This is a genomic window from Pirellulales bacterium (assembly GCA_019636335.1).
Classification (GTDB): Bacteria; Planctomycetota; Planctomycetia; order Pirellulales; family JAEUIK01; genus JAHBXR01.
In genome coordinates this window covers 361878-378485 of the sequence record JAHBXR010000002.1, presented here as the reverse complement: position 1 = coordinate 378485, position 16608 = coordinate 361878, and the positions used below count along the sequence as shown (strand labels likewise).

Here is a 16608-nt window from a genome sequence, read left to right as displayed (position 1 = left end):
GGAAGCACACGCGTGGCAGATCATCCTTGGCGCTGCTTATGGCGGGGGTTTGAGCAGATCACGTAGACGACGCCCCGACGGCGCACAATCTTGCAGTGCTCGCAGACCCGCTTGACACTGGCGCGGACTTTCATGGCGGCTCTTCTGACTATCGCTTCCGAGTTTGGTCGAAAGCGCCTAAGTATAAGCGTCTTTGAGGCCGGTGTGCAAGCCACCCCCGGCACGGAATTTGCCCCGATTTTGGACCGCGGACGGCCCGTCCTCGTCGTTACACCTCTTCGCCCTCGCGCGGAGGGCCGGTCAGCACGAACGGCCCATCCTCGGTCATGGCGATCGTATGCTCGAAATGAGCACTGGGGAGCCCATCCTGCGTGGCTTGCGTCCAATGGTCGGACAGCTCCCGCACCCGCTTCGTGCCCATGTTCACCATCGGCTCGACCGCGATGACCAGCCCCGGCTCGATCCGGAAGTCGCTCGAATGCCGCAGCGAACTGCTGGCGAAATTCGGTACCTGCGGATCCTCGTGCATCTCGCGTCCGATGCCGTGGCCGACGAAACTCTCGACCACGCTGAACCCCGCCCCTTTGACGTACGATTCCATCTGCGCGGCGACCTCGCTCCAACGGCTCTTCTTGCCCATCAGATCGATCGCCAGCTTCAACACTCCTTCGGTGATCGTCAGCAGGTTGGCTACCTTCGGCTCGACCTGGCCCACCGGGTGCGTATAAGCCGAGTCGCCACACCAGCCGTCGAGACGGCAGCCCGTGTCGATGCTGATCACATCCCCCTCGCGCAGCACGCGCGGGCCGGGAATGCCGTGTACCACTTCTTCGTTGACCGAGATGCAGCTCACCGCCGGGAAGGGCACCTTGCCCGGCACCCCCTTGAACAGGGGCACCGCATGCTTCTCGGCAAAGAACTTCTCGATGGCGGCGTCGATCTCGCCCGTCGTGACCCCCGGACGCACCATCTGCGCGGCGATCTGGTGGGCGCCCCACACGACGAGGCCCGCCCTGCGCATCAGGCCGATTTCACGAGGAGAACGCAGATTCGTCACTTGGCGCCCTCTCCTCGCTCGTGGCTCTGCACCGCTTCGATAATGCGTTGAAAGACTTCGTCCGGCGTGCCGCCCCCGTTCACCGCCACCAGCAAACCGCGGTCGCGATAGTAGTCGGACAAGGGCTTGGTCTGATCGCGATAGGCGCGGAAGCGCTCGCGGATCACCTGCGGGTGATCGTCGGCGCGGCCGCGCTGCGCGAGACGTTCGAGCAATGTTTCCTCGGAGACTTGCAACTCAAGCACCAGGTCGAGCGGTGTTTTCAAATCGGACAAAAACTTGTCAAGCGAAACAGCCTGCCCCTGCGTGCGGGGAAAACCGTCGAACAAATAACCCGTTTCGCAGTCGGGCTTCGACAGACGCTCGCCCACCAACTGCAGGATCAACGGATCGGGCACGAGTCGACCGCTCGACAGGTACTCGGTCGCCAACGAACCGATGCGTGTCTTCTGTTGAATCGCCGCCCGCAACATGTCGCCGGTCGAAATGTGCGGAATGCGAAGATGGCGGACGATCCGCTCGGACTGCGTCCCCTTGCCAGCGCCCGGGGGACCAATAAGCACGATACGCATCGTCCGAGTCTCCGCCGCAGCGCGGCCGGGGAACTCCCGCGCCCCCCGGCTCCCAGCTTGTCTGGGCGTCACTTTTCCAAGAGGCCACGATAGTTTCGCATGACAAGGTGGCTGTCGATCTTCTGCACGAGGTCGAAGGCAACACTCACCGCGATCAGCAAGCCCGTTCCACCGTAGAAGCTGGCCACCAACGGATCGATGCCCATCGCCGCCGAAACGATCGTCGGCGTGATGGCCACGAGCGCCAGGAAGCCCGCCCCCACGTAAGTAATGCGCACGGTGACTTTTTCCAGGTAATCCGCCGTCCGCTTGCCGGGCCGATAACCGGGAATGAAGTTGCCGAAGTCCTTCAGATTGTTCGCCATATCCTTCGGATTGAAGGTAATCGCGGTCCAGAAGTAACAGAAGAAGTAGATCAGCAACACGTACAACAGGTTGTACATGAACGACGTGCCACGCGAGAAGGAATCGGACAGCGTCCGCCAGATCGGCGAAGCCGTGTAGTTGGCCAACAGCGTGAAGAGCATCTGGGGGAACATGAGCAGACTGCTGGCGAAGATGATCGGCATCACGCCGGCCTGATTCACCCGCAACGGCAGATACTGGCGTCCGCCCGAACCGAACACCCGGCGTCCACGCACGTGCTTGGCGCTCTGCATCGGAATGCGACGCTGGCCCTGGGTGATGAACACCACCCCCACGACCACCGCCACGAACAACGCGGCCAGGACGAGCAAGGTCTCGGGGCCAACCCCCGTGCCCCCCAACTCGAAGCCTTCCTTCACCAGCGGGCCGATCAAGCGCCAACCGGCGGCCGGCATCTGAGCCAGAATGCCCGCCATGATCAACAAGCTGATGCCGTTGCCGATGCCATACTCGTCGATCTGCTCGCCCAGCCACATCAAGAAGACGGTGCCGGCGGTCATCGTCAGAATGGCGACGATCCACCAGGGGAACCAGAGGCCGCCACTGGCGTTGAGGAACATGTCATCCTGGCGGATGAGCTGATAGTCCTGCAGCCACTTCACGTAGAACCAGCTTTGCCCCAGGCAGATCACCACCGTGGCATAGCGGGTATATTCATTGATCTTCTTGCGCCCCGTCTCGCCTTCTTTCTGCAACTGCTCGAGCGGCGTCCAGACGCTGCCCAGCAACTGGAAGATAATCGAGGCCGAGATGTAGGGCATGATGCCCAGGCCGAAGATGGTGGCCTGATTCAACTGCGTGGCGCTAAAGACCGCCACCTGTTGCATCATCGCGCCGAGACCCTGGTTGGCCTGCGACGAGAAGAGGGCCTTCATGGCCGCCGGATCGGCGACCGGCAGCGGTATCCACCAGCCGACCCGATAGATGGCCAGCAGCATGAGCGTCAGCAGGATCTTCTGCCGCAACTCGGGAATGGTAAAGACGACGCGAAGTTTCTCGAGCATGAGTCGATCCGTCCTGGGGCCCTCTGGCCGAAACCGCAAAACGCCATCCGTGCCGTGGCGAAATCCGGCCTAAGTGTAACCGCTCACGGCCCTTGTCGAAAAGGCGACTCCGCCCGTCGATTCAGACTCTCGTCCCTGCCAGACTGCCTGTCTGGAATTCCAGGTCTGGAACTACTTCTTGGCGGCCGCCTTGCGCTTCTCCCCCTTCACGACCGGGGCGGCGCCTGGCAACTCGATCACCTCGCCCCCCGCCTGCGCGATCTTGTCGCGGGCCGATTGGCTGAAGCGATGGGCCGAAATCTTCAATTTCTTCTTCAATTCGCCGTTGCCCAGGATCTTCAACTGGTCGAAGCGCCCCGTGGCCAGCCCCTGCTCGCGGACGGCGTCTGGGGTCACCTCGGCGCCCTGGTCGAAGGCGGCCTCGAGTTGGCTGACATTCACCGCCGCCACGACCAGCGCCCAACGGTTGTTGAAGCCGCGCTTGGGAATCCGCCGAGCCAGGGGGAGCTGACCGCCTTCGAAGGCCGGGTGCTGGCTCCAGCCGGCAAGCTGGCCCTGACCCTTGTGGCCGCGCGTGCTCGTCTTGCCACGGCCCGATCCCGTGCCACGACCGATGCGCTTGCGACGCTTGTGCTTTTTAATACCGCGATGGACTTGATCCAAATTCATGACAAGCTGACTCCGCGCAGGCGTTCCACTTCCTGGCGGGTACGCAATTGCTGCAGGGCGGCAATTGTCGCTTTCACCAGATTGACCGGATTGCTACTGCCAAAACTCTTCGTGAGAATATCGTGGATACCGGCCGCTTCGCACACGGCGCGAACGCTGGCGCCGGCAATCACGCCCGTACCCGGGCTGGCCGGCACGAGCACGACGCGAGCCGCGCCGTACTGTCCCTTGACGATGTGGGGAATGGTGCCCCCTTCGAGGGCCACCTCGAACATATTGCGGCTGCCGTCCTTGACGGCCTTTTCGACCGCCGGCGGCACTTCGTTGGCCTTGCCGTAGCCCCACCCCACCTTCGCCCGGCCGTTGCCGACGACCACCATCGCCGCGAAGCTGAAGCGGCGACCACCCTTGACCACGGCGGCGCAACGCTTGATCTTCACGACCTTGTCAATCAACTCTCCGCGGTTCGATTCGCTCGACACGATTGGATGGCTCCGCAAAATAGGGCGATCGCCGGGGGCGCTCGCCTGGTCTGGCCGCCCGTCACCGGGCCGCCGGGGGGATACGTCTTAGTTCTCTTCAGGTAATTCGTCGTCCCGTCGGGCTGCTTAGAACGACAAACCGGCGCCGCGGGCCGCATCGGCCAGCGCGGCCACGCGGCCGTGGTATTGATATTCTCGGCGGTCGAAGCAGACCTGCTTCACGCCCGCGGCCAAGGCCTTCTCGGCGATCGCGCGACCGACCACTTCCGCCGCCGCCTTGTTGCCGCCGTACTTCAACGTGCCACGCAACGAGCCATCCTGCGTGCTGACCGACATGAGGGTCCGCCCCTCGCTGTCGTCGATCACCTGCGCCGCGATGTTCTTGTGGCTGCGATACACGGCCAGGCGGGGACGTTCGGCGGTCCCCTTCAGGCGCTTGCGCACTCGAAAACGGCGTCGCTTGCGTTGCCGGAAAATCGTCTTGTCGTGATTCACTGGAGTCGCCTCGTTGTCGTCGGGGCTCGTGCGACGCCCACCGGCGTCGGGCCGCTCGAACGTCGGGATCGATTGCTTACTTCACCACTGCCTTGCCGGCCTTGCGACGGACCGCTTCGCCTTCATAACGCACGCCCTTGCCCTTGTAGGGCTCTGGCTTGCGAATCGAGCGAATCTCGGCCGCAAACTGACCGACCAACTGCTTGTCGATGCCCTTGATCAGCACGTGCGTCTGATCGGGGCAGGTCACCGTCAGCCCCGGTGGAATCTTCGTGTGGACTTCGTTCGCGAAGCCGACACGCACCTGCAGCACGTCCTTCTGTACGGCCGCCAAATAGCCGACCCCCACGATCTCGAGCCGCTTCTCGTAGCCCTGCGTGACGCCGACGATCATGTTCTGGATCATGGCGCGAGTCAGGCCGTGCAACGATCGCGAGAGCCGGTCCTCCGACTTGCGCGAGACGCGCATTTCGTTCGCGCCGGCGTCGGCCTCGACCGTCACTTCGGGACGGAACTCCCAGGAGAGCTTCCCGAGCGGACCTTCAATCGAGACGGTGCGTCCCTCGATGCCGGCCTTGACGCCGCCGGGAATGGAAACCGGTTTCTTGCCGATACGGGACATGACGAATGAGCCTTGTCGTTACGTGTTCGTGTTTGCTACAGGCGGGTGCGTGCTGCTGGCAACTAGTACAACTCGCACAACACTTCGCCCCCCAGCTTGCGCTGTCGCGCCTCGCGGTCGCTGATCACGCCGCGGCTGGTGCTGATGATCGAGATGCCCAGGCCGTTCAACACCGGCCGCAGCGTGCCGTGGCCGCTGTACACGCGGCGCCCCGGCTTGCTGACGCGGCGAATGTGCCGAATGACGCGCTCGCCGTTCGGTCCGTACTTGAGGTGAATGCGCAACTGCTTCACCGGCTGGGATTCGACTTCTTCCCAGTCCCAGATGTAGCCTTCGCGCTTGAGCACCTCGGCGAGGCCGCGCTTCACTTTGGAAACCGGCATCTCGACATGAGGGCGTTCGACGCGCACCGCATTGCGGAGACGGGTCAACATGTCGGCAATCGGGTCGGTCATCATCGTCGTGCGGTTCCCTTACCAACTGGCCTTCTTCACGCCCGGAATCAGGCCATCGTTCGCCAGATTCTTGAAGCAGATGCGGCAGATTCCGAACTTGCGATACACGGCACGCGGCCGGCCGCACAACAGACAGCGACGCACGAGCCGAGTGGAAAACTTCGGCTTCCGCTTCGCCATCGCGATTTTCGATTTGCTGGCCATCGAATGTCCTGTTCGTCGTTATGTCCCGCGGCCGCCATTCGACCCGGGCAAGTCAGTGATTTCGCTCACGCGCTTCCGCCACTCAGGCGGCGCCGGCCTTTTGACCCTCGGGCGCCTTGAAGGGCATGCCAAAGCCGCGGAGCAATTCCCGCGACTCGTCGTCGCTATTCGTCGAGATGACCATCGTGATGTTCATCCCCTGCACGCGGGTGTACTTGTCCGGATTCAATTCCGGGAACACGAGCTGCTCGGACAGCCCCATGTTGTAGTTCCCCCGGTGGTCGAAACCGTCCGGATCGAGACCGCGGAAGTCGCGCACGCGCGGGATCGCGACCGAGATCAGTCGATCGAGGAACTCGTACATCCGGGCGCCACGCAGCGTGGCCTTGCAGCCGATCTGCTGGCCTTCGCGGAGTTTGAACCCGGCGATCGAGGTGCGGGCCTTCGTGATCACCGGCTTCTGACCGACGATCTGTGTCAGGGCCGACACCGCGTCCTCGAGATGTTTCTTCTCGCTGATCGCGCTGCCCACTCCCATATTGACGACGATCTTCTGCAACCGGGGCAGCGAATGGCGATTCGTGCGGCCCAGCTTCGTGGCGAGCGCCGGAAGCAGTTCCTTCTCGTAGCGTTCTTGCAGACGTGGTTTCATGGCTTATCTTTCGCCGGCGCGTCGGCCGGCCGCGCTTCCGCGTTCCTACTTTTTCTGGGCGTGGGCAGCACGAGCGGGAGCAAGCTGCCCCGCCGCGGCTCCGCACTTCTTGCAAAATCGTTCCTTGCTGCCGTCGGCCAGGTAGCGGGCACCGGTCCGACTGGGCTTGCCGCACGAGGGGCACACCAGCAGCACGTTCGACAGCGAGATCGGCATCTCCTTCGAGAGCCGCCCTCCCTGCGGATTGCGCTGGCTGCGACGGACGTGCTTGTACACGCGATTCACGCCCTCGACCACCAGCTTGCCCGCCGCGCGATCGACCACGAGCACCTTGGCCCGGGCGCCGCGATCGTCGCCGGTGATGACTTCGACGGTATCGTTGACTCGAATATGCATGGTTAAATCACCTCGCTCGCGAGGCTCACAATCTTCATGAAATTGCGTTCACGCAGCTCGCGGGCCACCGCGCCGAAGATGCGCGTGCCACGCGGGTTCTGGTCGTTGTCGATCAGCACCAGGGCATTACTGTCGAAGCGGACGTAGCTGCCGTCGGGCCGACGCGTCGGCTTGCGGCAACGCACGATCACCCCCTTGACCACGGCACCTTTTTTGATGTCGCTGCCGGGAATGACGCTCTTCACGCTACAGACGATGATGTCCCCCAGCCCCGCCGTGCGACGGTGGGTACCGCCAAGGACCTTGATGCACATGACTTCCTTGGCACCGGTGTTGTCGGCCACGGTAAGCCGCGTTTGCATCTGGATCATGGTTCACGCACCTAAACTCTTCGTATCGTTCTTGCCTGCTCGCACTCGCCGCGAGGCGAGGAGCGCACGTCCCGCTATTTCTGCTCGGCCGCCGCTGCTGCTGCCGCCGCCGCCTCGGCCTTGGCCGCGGCACGCATGGCCGCGATATCGACCGCCCGGCTCTTGCTCACCACGCGTACCAGCTCCCAGCGCTTGTTCGCCGAGCGGGGCCGGCACTCGACGATCTCGACCGTGTCGCCCAGGTGCGACTCTTCCTGCTCGTCGTGAACGTGGCAGCGCGTGCGGCGACGCATGTACTTGCCGTACTTCGCGTGCTTGACGAGCCGCTCGATCGAGACGCGCCGCGACTTCGGGGCACTGTCGCTCGTGACGACTCCGATGACGACTTTCTTCGGCATGGTGATTCTTTCCTGCACTCTCGGGCATCGACCGGCAGCGGAGAGGCCACCTGTCGCCGACGCGACACGCTAGTTGCTGCTCGCCGCCTTGGCGGCACGCTGGCCTTGAATGGTCTTGATCCGGGCAATCAATCGACGGTAGGAACGCTTCTCGCTCGAACCGCTGGTCCGTTCGGTGTGCGAGCGCACCCGCAGGCGAAACAAATGCTCGACCGCATCCTTGAGCGTCAGCCCCAGTTGCTCGTCGCTCATGTCCCGCAATTCTTTGGCCTTGGCCATCGCTTCACACTCACTCTCGAAATCTGTCTCGTCTCGTCGTCCGGTCCCGCCGGCCTGGCCTACACGGCCCGCCGCCGCACGAATCGCACGCGCACGGGCATCTTGTGCGCCAGGCGCTGGAAGCACAGACGCGCGGCCTCTTCCGCGACCCCGGAGATCTCGAACAGCACGGTGCCCGGCTTGATCACCGCCGCCCAGAACTCCGGCTCCCCCTTACCCTTACCCATGCGGGTTTCGAGCGGGATCGACGTGATCGGCTTATGCGGGAACACGCGGACGTAGAGCCGGCCCTCGGTGCGCAGGTACTGCTGCGCCGCGATACGACCCGCCTCGATCGTCTGGGCGCTCAGCCATCCGCCCTGCGTCGCCTGCAAGCCGAAGTCGCCAAACACCACGCGATTGCCGCGCTGGGCTTCACCTCTTATACGCCCTCTTTGGCTTTTTCGGTGCTTGACTCTCTTGGGCATCAGGGCCATCGAGCGTCTCCTGATCTTCGTGATACATGCCTTGGTTGACCCACACCTGGACGCCAATGTGTCCCTGCGCGGTCTTCGCCTCGGCGAAACCGTAATCGATCTTGGCGCGGAGCGTCGAAAGCGGGATCGAGCCCGCATTCTGCTTCTCGCACCGCGACATCTCGGCGCCACCCAGGCGGCCAGAGAGCTGAATCTTGATCCCCTTGGCGCCCGCTTCCATCGTCTGCTCGAGCGACCGTTTCATCGTCCGGCGGAAGCTGGCTCGCTTGCCCAACTGCTCGGCGATGTCCTCGGCCACGAGCTGACCCTGAATCTCGGGTCGCGCGACCTCTTCAATCTTGATGTTCACGCGGCGGTGAATCAGCCCCTGCAAACGCTCCTGCAGACGCTCCACTTCCTGCCCCTTGCGGCCGATGATCACACCGGGCCGGGCCGTGAAGAGCACCACCTTCACCTCGTCCCGCGTCCGCTCGATCTCGATCTTCGGAATGCCCGCGTAGCGGTATTCCTTCTTGATGAACTTGCGGATCTTGTGGTCTTCGACCAGCAGTTCCGCGAATTCGCGCTTCGACGCGAACCAGCGGCTCTTCCAGCCCACCATGATGCCGGTGCGAAAACCAACGGGATTGACTTTTTGTCCCATCGAACTTGTTCCTGGCGGTTCACCCGGTGCGAGACCGGGCTCGACTCATTCTTGATCGGGCTCACCCACGGAAACACGAATGTGGCACGAACGCTTCTTGATGAGAAACGCCATGCCTCGCGCTCGCGGACGCACGCGCTTCAGCATCGGACCACCATCGACGCGGGCGTCGGTGACGATCAGGTTGTTCACGTTCTGGGCGCGGCGATCCTCGGCGTTGCCCAAGGCACTCTTCAGCACCTTCTCGACCAATCGCGCCCCTCGCTGCGGCTGATAACGCAGCAGATCGAGCGCCTCGTCGGCATGCTTGCCGCGAATCAGATCCGCCAGCGGACGCACCTTGCGGGCACTCATCCGGGCGAAGCGATAGGTCGCTGTGTAGGCCATGGCTTTCGTCCTTACCGAATCGACTGACGTGTATTCCAACCGGCCGGACCCCAGCCCGGCGCGCGCCCCGCGCGACTAACGCTTGCCCTTGCTGCCGTGACCACGGAAAGTGCGGGTCGGGGAAAACTCGCCCAGCTTGTGCCCCACCATCTCCTCGGTCACGAAAACGCGCTCGTGATTTCGGCCGTTGTGGACCATGAACGTATGCCCGACGAACTCCGGCACGATCGTGCAGGCGCGAGCCCAAGTCTTGATCGGTTCCTTCGCCCCCGTTTCGTTCAATCGCTCGACCTTGAGGTAGAGCTTCGGGTCAACGAACGGTCCCTTCTTGAGCGAGCGTCCCATCGGTTGTGCGACTCCGCCGATCTTGCGACCGGCCACAGGTTCTCGTTGGTTCCATCGCGGGCAGCCGGATGGCCGCCACGAACTTCATTCTCGTTACTTGATCAGCTTCAACAGGCCATAGCGGCGCGAACGGCGACGACGCACGATCGCGGCATTCGATGGCTTGCGGCGGTTACGCGTGGCACCACCCTTGGCCGACTTGCCGGTCGGACTGACCGGGTGACGCCCACCCTTCGTACGGCCTTCACCACCACCGTGCGGATGGTCGATCGGATTCATCGCCGTGCCACGCACGTGCGGGCGGCGACCGAGCCAACGCGTGCGGCCCGCCTTGCCCAACACCACGTTCATGTGGTCGGCGTTGCCGACGACCCCGATCGTGGCGCGGCAGTTGGCCGGCACGCGACGAATTTCGCCGCTCGGCAGCGTGATCTGCGCCCAGTCGGCATCGCGGGCAGCCAGCGTCGCCCCCACACCCGCCGAACGACAGAGACGAGCACCGCGACCAGGCTGCAGCTCGATGTTGTGAATGGCGATCCCCAACGGAATGTTCTTCAGCGGGAGGCAGTTGCCCACCGACGGGGGCGCCTCGGGACCGCTCATCACCTCGACGCCGACCTCGAGACCCACCGGGGCGACGATGTAACGCTTCTCGCCGTCGACATAGTGCAACAGGGCGATTCGGGCACTGCGGTTCGGATCGTACTGGATCGAGGCCACGCGGGCCGGCACGCCATCCTTGTTGCGGCGGAAGTCGATCAGGCGATACATCCGCTTGTGACCACCACCACGATGACGCGCGGTGATCTTGCCCTGGTTATTGCGACCCCCCGTCTTGCGCTTCGGGACGAGCAGGCTCTTCTCCGGGCGCGCGCCCTTGGTAATCTCGGCGAAGTCACTGACCGAAGCGCCGCGTCGTCCGGGCGAGGTCGGGTTGTAGCGTCGAATTCCCATGGCACTCTCGTTTCAAATCCGTGTGTTCTGCTTGCGGCTATCCGGCATCGAACAGCCACTCTTGGCCCCGCCGGCGCTTCACCGGCTTAGAAGAAGTCGATGCGATGCTCCGAATCGAGCTTTACGATCGCCTTCTTCCAATCGCGGGTGCGGCCGGCGCGAAACCGGCTGCGGCGAGCCTTGCCCTTGCGGTTCTGCGTGTTCACGCCGATGACCTTCACCTCGAACATCTCTTCGACGGCGCGGCGGACATCGTCCTTCGTCGCCAGTCGATTGACCTCGAAGGCATAGGCATTGTGCCGCGACGAGCGATGCACACCTTTTTCGGTCACGAGCGGACGGACCAGCACCTGGTGCGGCTCGAGCGTGAGACTGGTTTCATTGACTTGGCGGGCCATCGTTCTTCCTCTGCGTGCCCAGGCGGCACGGCGTAGCCATTTTCGTTATGCCTTCGACTTCGCACGCAGCGCGTCGAGCGCCGCCTTGGTGACCAGCATGCGGCGGGGGGACAACACATCGAGGGCATTGAGCTCCGCAGCCGGCGAAACCGATACCCGGGCGATGTTGCGAGCGCTGCGATAGACGTTCGCGTCGTGCGCCGCCGTGGTGACCAGCAGGCTGCCACCTTCGAGCTTCAGGGCCTTGATGATCGCGGCCATGTCCTTCGTGCGCGGCGTCGAGAACGACAAATCGTCGATCACCGTCACCTGCTGGCTGCGAAGCTTCGAAGCAACCGCCATCCGCGTCGCCGCCTGCAACATCTTGCGCGGCAGGCGATAGCTGAAATCGCGCGGACGCTTGGCGAAGATGTGACCGCCGCCACGACGAACACCGCTGCGACGCGAACCGGCCCGGGCATTGCCCGTACCCTTCTGGCGATACATCTTCTTCGTCGAGCCGGCCACCTCGGCACGGCTCTTCGAGCGGAACGAGCCCTGGCGGAGATTCGCCTGGTACATCACAACCGCATCGTGCAGAAGCTGCTTGTTGATGCGCGGAGCGAATTCGGCGGGGTCGAACTCGTAGCGACCCACCTCTTTGCCCGCTCGATCGAAGACTGGCAAGCTGACCATGATTTCCGTCCAGTGCCCGGGGCACCCAATTTCTCGTTCGCTGCGGCCCACTCGGGGCACGACCCTGGCCACACGCCTGGCGGCGAAACTACACCTTGTTCGTCGTGCGAATGACCACAAAACCGCCGTTCGGCCCGGGCACAGCGCCGCGGACGAGCAGCAAATTATTTTCCGTATCGACCCGCACCACCTTGATGTTGCGCATGGTGCTCTTGGCATTGCCGTAGCGACCGGCCATGGGATGGCCCTTCTGCACTCGGCTAGGGAAGGCACTGCGGCCAATCGAGCCCGGCATACGGTGACACTTCTTCACACCGTGGGTAGCCCGCTGACCGGCAAAGTTATGCCGTTTCATGACACCGGCGGTACCGCGCCCCTTGCTCGTGCCGGTGATGTCGACCGACTTGACGTCTTGCAGAACGCCGACACCAACCTCTTGGCCCACGGCAAGCTCCCCCGCCGCGCCGCGAATCTCGCGGACAAAACGCTTGGGCTCGCAATCCGCCTTGGGGAGCAACTCGACCCCCGCGGCGCCACGCTTCTTGGTCCGCTTGCTGTCGAGCTTGGCGACATGACCGCGCTGGCTGCGAATCGCCAGGCGACGAGGCTTGTCGGCGAAGCCGAGCTGCACGGCCTCATAGCCGTCGCGCTCGGCAGTGCGAATCTGGAGCACATGGCAGGGGCCGGCCTCGATCACCGTCACCGGGACGACATGCCCTGCTTCATCAAATATCTGAGTTGTCCCGACCTTGCGGCCGAGTAGTCCAATCGCCATCGCCATTCTCGTCTTGGTCTGTCGCCAGGTGGGATTCCGAAGCCGAAAGGCCTCGCACTACCCACATGGCATCCGTGACATAGCTCTCTTCCAAGTCAAACTGCGCGTGAAACGCCACCCCAGCAACGGAGCGACGACAACCGCAGGACGCGAGCCCCGGCAGCTACTAATGCCGACTCGACGCCTTGATCTTGATATCCACCCCCGCCGGCAAGCTGAGCTTGTTCAGCGCCTCGATGGTCTTGGCCGTCGACTGCACGATGTCGATCACACGCTTGTGCGTGCGAATCTCGAACTGCTGCCGGGCCTTCTTATCCACGTGCGGACCCGAGAGCACCGTGTAGCGCTCGATGCGGGTCGGCAAGGGGATCGGTCCGTGGACCTCGCTGCCCGTACGCTTGGCCGTATCGACGATTTCCGCCGCGCTCTGGTCCAAGACCGCATGATCGTAAGCTTCCATGCGGATGCGGATCGTTTCACTCGAATGACCAGACACGCTGCAACCCTCGCTCGACGACGCTCAAATGCCAATTGCACAGTCAACTCGCCCGGAAAGGGGCGAACCGAAGAATTTAGACCGATTCCGACCCCGTGTCAACGGGGCCTCTCGCGACTTTCCTGCCAGAAAACTTTTCTGAATGTGGCCGGCGAGTTCAGGGCCCCGTCGGCGCGCGCCATGAAGTTGCTTCCACCTAAAAGAAGCTCTCCAGCACCTCTGGTGGGGCCGGACCGTACGCGGCCGGCTCCATCGAGCAGCTCGCCCTGCCCTGGCTCAGGCTCCGCATCGCGTTCGAATATCCGAACAAGTTCGCCAGTGGCGCCTCGGCCTCGATCACCGTGTTGCGTCCGCGCGCCTGCGTGTCCTGAATAATCGCCCGACGCTGCTGCAAATCGCTGACAAAATCGCCCAGATTTTCCTCGGGCGTGACGATCTCCAGCCGCATGATCGGTTCCAGGAGCACAATGCCCGCCTCCTGCAAACCCTTCTGAAACGCGTCGGCCGCCGCATGCCGGAAGGCCAACTCGGTCGACTCCCCTTCCCGCGTTTCGCCCCCCAAAATGGTGAACTTCGCCTTCATCAACGGGAACCCCAGCGATCCGCCGCCGGCGGCCTGCTCACTGAGCACCTCCAGGGCCGCCTTGAGGAAGTTCTCTCCCAGCTTTTCGCCCACCTTCGGCTCGGCCGTCACGAGAACCGGTTTGTCGGGGGACTCGAACGGCTCGATCCGCACCCGCAGCTCGGCAAAGTGCATGGCGCCGGCCAACTGCCGATGGCATTCGCCCGTGACCTCGACCCGCTTGCCGACCGTCTCGCGGTAGCTGACGCGCGGCTTGTGAACGCGCACGTTCAGGTTGAAGTCGCGCAAAAGCTTGTTCTTGATGATCTCGAGATGCAGCTCCCCCATGCCGCTAATCAGCGTCTGGCCGGTATCCTCATTCTCGCGGGCCTGAAACGTGGGATCCTGCCGCTTCATCATCTCGAGCGTTTCGGCCAGCTTCTTGCGTTCGGCCGAACTCTCGGGCTCGATCGCCATGGCGATCACCGTCTCGGGGAAGGCGATCGATTCGAGCAGGATCGGGTGCTGAGCGTCACAAATCGTGTCGCCGGTGACCGAGCTGCGCAGCCCGATCACCCCCACGATATCGCCCGCCTCGACGCTTTCGACCTGTTGCCGGCGATCGGCCTGGATATGCCAGAGCTGGCTGATGTTTTCTTTCTTGTCCTTGCCCGGGTTGTAGACGCGTTTGCCCGCCGCCAGCTCGCCCGAATAGACGCGCACGAAATGCAAGTCGCCGTGCTTCTCGGCCTCGATTTTGAAGACCAGTCCGCAAAAGGGCTCGCCGACGCTCGGCTTGCGCTCGATGACCGCCTCGGCCTGCTTCGACTTCGGGTTCTTGCCTTCGACCGGTGGCACGTCCGCGGGGCTCGGCAGATAGCGCGCCACGCCGTCGAGCAGCGGCTGAATACCCACGTAGTCGAGCGCCGAGCCGCAGAACACCGGCACGATCAATTGGTGCAGCGTCGCCTCGCGCAGCACGCGGATCATCAACTCCTGGGGCACCGGCTCTTCGGCCAGCATCAATTCGGCCAGCTCATTGCTGTAGTTGAACAACTGGTCCAACATCTGCGAGCGCCACAAGTCAGCTTCATCGGTCAACTCCGGCGGAATCTCGCTAACCTGGATATCCTTGCCCAACGATTCCTTGGGGAACGTGAGCAATTTCATCCCGACCAGATCGACGATGCCGCGGAAATGCTCCTTGAGGTGCGGCGGCCCCGCGCCGACCGGGATCTGCACGGCAATCGGATTCGACTCGAGTCGGGTGCGAATCTCCTCGAGCGTGCGTTCGAAGTCCGCCCCCTCGCGATCCATCTTGTTGATGAAGGCGATGCGCGGCACGTGGTACTTGTCGGCCTGGCGCCAGACCGTCTCGCTCTGGGCCTCGACCCCTTCGCGCGCGCTGAAGACGACCACGCCGCCGTCGAGGACGCGGAGGCTACGTTCGACCTCGGCCGTGAAGTCGACGTGCCCCGGCGTATCGATCAGGTTGACGACCACGCCCCCCCAGGTGAACGTGACGCACGCCGCGTAGATCGTGATGCCGCGCTGCTGCTCTTCGGGGTCGAAGTCGGTGTTCGTCGTCCCCTTGTCGACCTCGCCCATCTTGTGGCTGGCGCCCGTGTAGTAAAGCATCCGCTCGGTGACGGTGGTCTTGCCGGCATCGATGTGGGCGATGATGCCGATGTTGCGCAGGTTTTCGAGCTGGCGAGCCATCGCAGGAGCTCTTCGGCAGGACGTTGTCGGGGGGCGGGTCGGGTGGGCGCAAGACAACGCCGCACCGGACCAACCGTGTCCGGCGCGGCGGTAGTGTTCGTTCGTCGGGTTACCAGGCGAAGTGAGCGAAAGCCTTGTTCGCGTCGGCCATGCGATGCACGTTCTCGCGACGGGTGACGGCGGCGCCTTCGCGGTTGTAAGCGGCCACCAGCTCGTCGGCCAGCTTCTCCTCCATGGCGCGTCCCTTCTTCTCACGCACCGCCAGCAACAGCCAACGAATGGCCAGCGACTGCTGTCGCGTGCGATTCACCTGCATCGGCACCTGATACGCGGCGCCACCGACGCGGCGTGAGCGGACTTCGACCGACGGCTTCACGTTCTCGACCGCCTGGGTGAAGACCTCGATCGGCTCGACGCCGGGCACGCGCTCGCGGACACTTTCGAGCGCGTTATAGAACACGCTCTGGGCAACGCTCTTCTTGCCGTCGTACATCAGGCAATTGATGAACTTGCTCGCCAACAGCGACCCGTAAAGTGGATCGGGCGTAAGCTGTTTGCGACTGGCGGTAATACGACCCATGTTTCGCTGGTTCCCTTCTGCAGACCGGCGAGCCGTGCGGGGCCCGCGCCCGGTCCGATGCTGATCTTCCGGTTAGCTCTTCTTGGCGCCGTACAGGCTGCGCGATTGCTTGCGATTGGCCACGCCCAGGCAGTCGAGCGTGCCGCGGACGATGTGGTAACGCACGCCCGGCAGGTCGCGGACACGGCCGCCGCGCACGAGCACGATCGAGTGTTCCTGCAGCGTGTGACCTTCGCCCGGGATATAGACGGTGACTTCCTTCCCGTTCGAGAGCCGCACGCGCGCGATCTTGCGGAGCGCGGAGTTCGGCTTCTTCGGGGTCATCGTCTTGACCTGCAAGCAGACGCCCCGTTTTTGCGGACACTTGTCCAAGACGGGCGACTTGCTGAACTTGCGCGGCTGGCGACGGCGATTCCGCACCAATTGATTGATCGTCGGCATAATCTCTCTCACACGCGGCGGCGCCGGCTCACACGAGCGGGCACCCCGCGCTCCATTGGCTGTGGGGTGGAACCC

27 protein-coding genes are annotated in these 16608 nt (G+C 63.5%); all 27 read right to left on the bottom strand.

Features of this window, described 5'->3' with window-relative positions; translation table 11 throughout:
- Positions 1–20 precede the first annotated feature (20 nt).
- The 27 genes from rpmJ to rpsL all read right to left on the bottom strand — a co-directional run bounded on the left by rpmJ (position 21) and on the right by rpsL (position 16533).
- Entirely contained in the window at positions 21–134 is a 114-nt protein-coding gene (rpmJ, locus tag KF708_03730; GenBank protein ID MBX3411803.1) for a 50S ribosomal protein L36, read from the bottom strand.
- Positions 135–268: 134 nt separating this feature from the next.
- Positions 269–1021 carry a type I methionyl aminopeptidase gene (gene map, locus KF708_03725; protein ID MBX3411802.1) on the bottom strand — a complete coding sequence of 251 codons (753 nt, stop codon included), beginning with the start codon at positions 1019–1021 and terminating at the stop codon, positions 269–271.
- A gap of 32 nt (positions 1022–1053) precedes the next feature.
- On the bottom strand, positions 1054–1629 hold the full coding sequence (locus KF708_03720) for an adenylate kinase (protein ID MBX3411801.1): 576 nt from the start codon (positions 1627–1629) through the stop codon (positions 1054–1056).
- Between the two features lie 68 nt (positions 1630–1697).
- Positions 1698–3059, bottom strand: coding sequence for a preprotein translocase subunit SecY (secY, locus tag KF708_03715; protein ID MBX3411800.1), 1362 nt, complete (start codon positions 3057–3059; stop codon positions 1698–1700).
- Positions 3060–3230: 171 nt separating this feature from the next.
- Positions 3231–3728, bottom strand: coding sequence for a 50S ribosomal protein L15 (gene rplO / locus KF708_03710; GenBank protein ID MBX3411799.1), 498 nt, complete (start codon positions 3726–3728; stop codon positions 3231–3233).
- Complete coding sequence (gene rpsE / locus KF708_03705; GenBank protein MBX3411798.1) at positions 3725–4213, bottom strand: 30S ribosomal protein S5; 489 nt, start codon at positions 4211–4213, stop codon at positions 3725–3727. Before rpsE ends, rplO begins: the two co-directional genes overlap by 4 nt.
- Positions 4214–4336: 123 nt before the next feature.
- Positions 4337–4705, bottom strand: coding sequence for a 50S ribosomal protein L18 (gene rplR / locus KF708_03700; protein ID MBX3411797.1), 369 nt, complete (start codon positions 4703–4705; stop codon positions 4337–4339).
- Between the two features lie 76 nt (positions 4706–4781).
- Positions 4782–5327, bottom strand: coding sequence for a 50S ribosomal protein L6 (rplF, locus tag KF708_03695; GenBank protein MBX3411796.1), 546 nt, complete (start codon positions 5325–5327; stop codon positions 4782–4784).
- Between the two features lie 62 nt (positions 5328–5389).
- The gene (gene rpsH, locus KF708_03690; GenBank protein MBX3411795.1) at positions 5390–5785 is read right to left on the bottom strand and encodes a 30S ribosomal protein S8; all 396 of its coding nucleotides are present in this window, start codon (positions 5783–5785) and stop codon (positions 5390–5392) included.
- Between the two features lie 15 nt (positions 5786–5800).
- Complete coding sequence (locus tag KF708_03685; protein MBX3411794.1) at positions 5801–5986, bottom strand: type Z 30S ribosomal protein S14; 186 nt, start codon at positions 5984–5986, stop codon at positions 5801–5803.
- A gap of 82 nt (positions 5987–6068) precedes the next feature.
- Positions 6069–6638, bottom strand: coding sequence for a 50S ribosomal protein L5 (rplE, locus tag KF708_03680; GenBank protein ID MBX3411793.1), 570 nt, complete (start codon positions 6636–6638; stop codon positions 6069–6071).
- Positions 6639–6683: 45 nt separating this feature from the next.
- Positions 6684–7034, bottom strand: a complete 351-nt coding sequence (rplX, locus tag KF708_03675) for a 50S ribosomal protein L24 (protein MBX3411792.1) — start codon at positions 7032–7034, stop codon at positions 6684–6686.
- A 2-nt stretch (positions 7035–7036) separates the two neighbouring features.
- Complete coding sequence (rplN, locus tag KF708_03670; protein MBX3411791.1) at positions 7037–7405, bottom strand: 50S ribosomal protein L14; 369 nt, start codon at positions 7403–7405, stop codon at positions 7037–7039.
- 74 nt (positions 7406–7479) lie between these two features.
- Complete coding sequence (gene rpsQ / locus KF708_03665) at positions 7480–7803, bottom strand: 30S ribosomal protein S17 (protein ID MBX3411790.1); 324 nt, start codon at positions 7801–7803, stop codon at positions 7480–7482.
- Positions 7804–7872: 69 nt separating this feature from the next.
- Positions 7873–8082: a 50S ribosomal protein L29 gene (gene rpmC, locus KF708_03660; protein MBX3411789.1), complete on the bottom strand. Its 210-nt coding sequence runs from the start codon at positions 8080–8082 to the stop codon at positions 7873–7875.
- Between the two features lie 59 nt (positions 8083–8141).
- Positions 8142–8558, bottom strand: a complete 417-nt coding sequence (gene rplP, locus KF708_03655; protein ID MBX3411788.1) for a 50S ribosomal protein L16 — start codon at positions 8556–8558, stop codon at positions 8142–8144.
- On the bottom strand, positions 8497–9201 hold the full coding sequence (gene rpsC, locus KF708_03650; GenBank protein ID MBX3411787.1) for a 30S ribosomal protein S3: 705 nt from the start codon (positions 9199–9201) through the stop codon (positions 8497–8499). The genes rplP and rpsC overlap by 62 nt, the downstream gene beginning before the upstream one ends.
- 45 nt (positions 9202–9246) lie before the next feature.
- Positions 9247–9588, bottom strand: coding sequence for a 50S ribosomal protein L22 (gene rplV / locus KF708_03645; protein ID MBX3411786.1), 342 nt, complete (start codon positions 9586–9588; stop codon positions 9247–9249).
- 75 nt (positions 9589–9663) lie between these two features.
- Complete coding sequence (rpsS, locus tag KF708_03640; protein MBX3411785.1) at positions 9664–9933, bottom strand: 30S ribosomal protein S19; 270 nt, start codon at positions 9931–9933, stop codon at positions 9664–9666.
- Positions 9934–10026: 93 nt separating this feature from the next.
- Entirely contained in the window at positions 10027–10887 is an 861-nt protein-coding gene (gene rplB / locus KF708_03635; GenBank protein MBX3411784.1) for a 50S ribosomal protein L2, read from the bottom strand.
- Positions 10888–10973: 86 nt separating this feature from the next.
- Positions 10974–11285 carry a 50S ribosomal protein L23 gene (rplW, locus tag KF708_03630; GenBank protein MBX3411783.1) on the bottom strand — a complete coding sequence of 104 codons (312 nt, stop codon included), beginning with the start codon at positions 11283–11285 and terminating at the stop codon, positions 10974–10976.
- A gap of 45 nt (positions 11286–11330) precedes the next feature.
- On the bottom strand, positions 11331–11960 hold the full coding sequence (rplD, locus tag KF708_03625; protein ID MBX3411782.1) for a 50S ribosomal protein L4: 630 nt from the start codon (positions 11958–11960) through the stop codon (positions 11331–11333).
- A gap of 88 nt (positions 11961–12048) precedes the next feature.
- The gene (gene rplC, locus KF708_03620; GenBank protein MBX3411781.1) at positions 12049–12735 is read right to left on the bottom strand and encodes a 50S ribosomal protein L3; all 687 of its coding nucleotides are present in this window, start codon (positions 12733–12735) and stop codon (positions 12049–12051) included.
- 166 nt (positions 12736–12901) lie between these two features.
- Positions 12902–13231 (bottom strand): 30S ribosomal protein S10, encoded by a 330-nt coding sequence (gene rpsJ, locus KF708_03615; protein MBX3411780.1) that lies wholly within the window; start codon positions 13229–13231, stop codon positions 12902–12904.
- Positions 13232–13427: 196 nt separating this feature from the next.
- Positions 13428–15512, bottom strand: a complete 2085-nt coding sequence (gene fusA / locus KF708_03610; protein MBX3411779.1) for an elongation factor G — start codon at positions 15510–15512, stop codon at positions 13428–13430.
- 109 nt (positions 15513–15621) lie between these two features.
- Positions 15622–16092 carry a 30S ribosomal protein S7 gene (gene rpsG / locus KF708_03605; GenBank protein MBX3411778.1) on the bottom strand — a complete coding sequence of 157 codons (471 nt, stop codon included), beginning with the start codon at positions 16090–16092 and terminating at the stop codon, positions 15622–15624.
- Between the two features lie 72 nt (positions 16093–16164).
- On the bottom strand, positions 16165–16533 hold the full coding sequence (rpsL, locus tag KF708_03600) for a 30S ribosomal protein S12 (GenBank protein ID MBX3411777.1): 369 nt from the start codon (positions 16531–16533) through the stop codon (positions 16165–16167).
- Between the last annotated feature and the right edge of the window lie 75 nt (positions 16534–16608).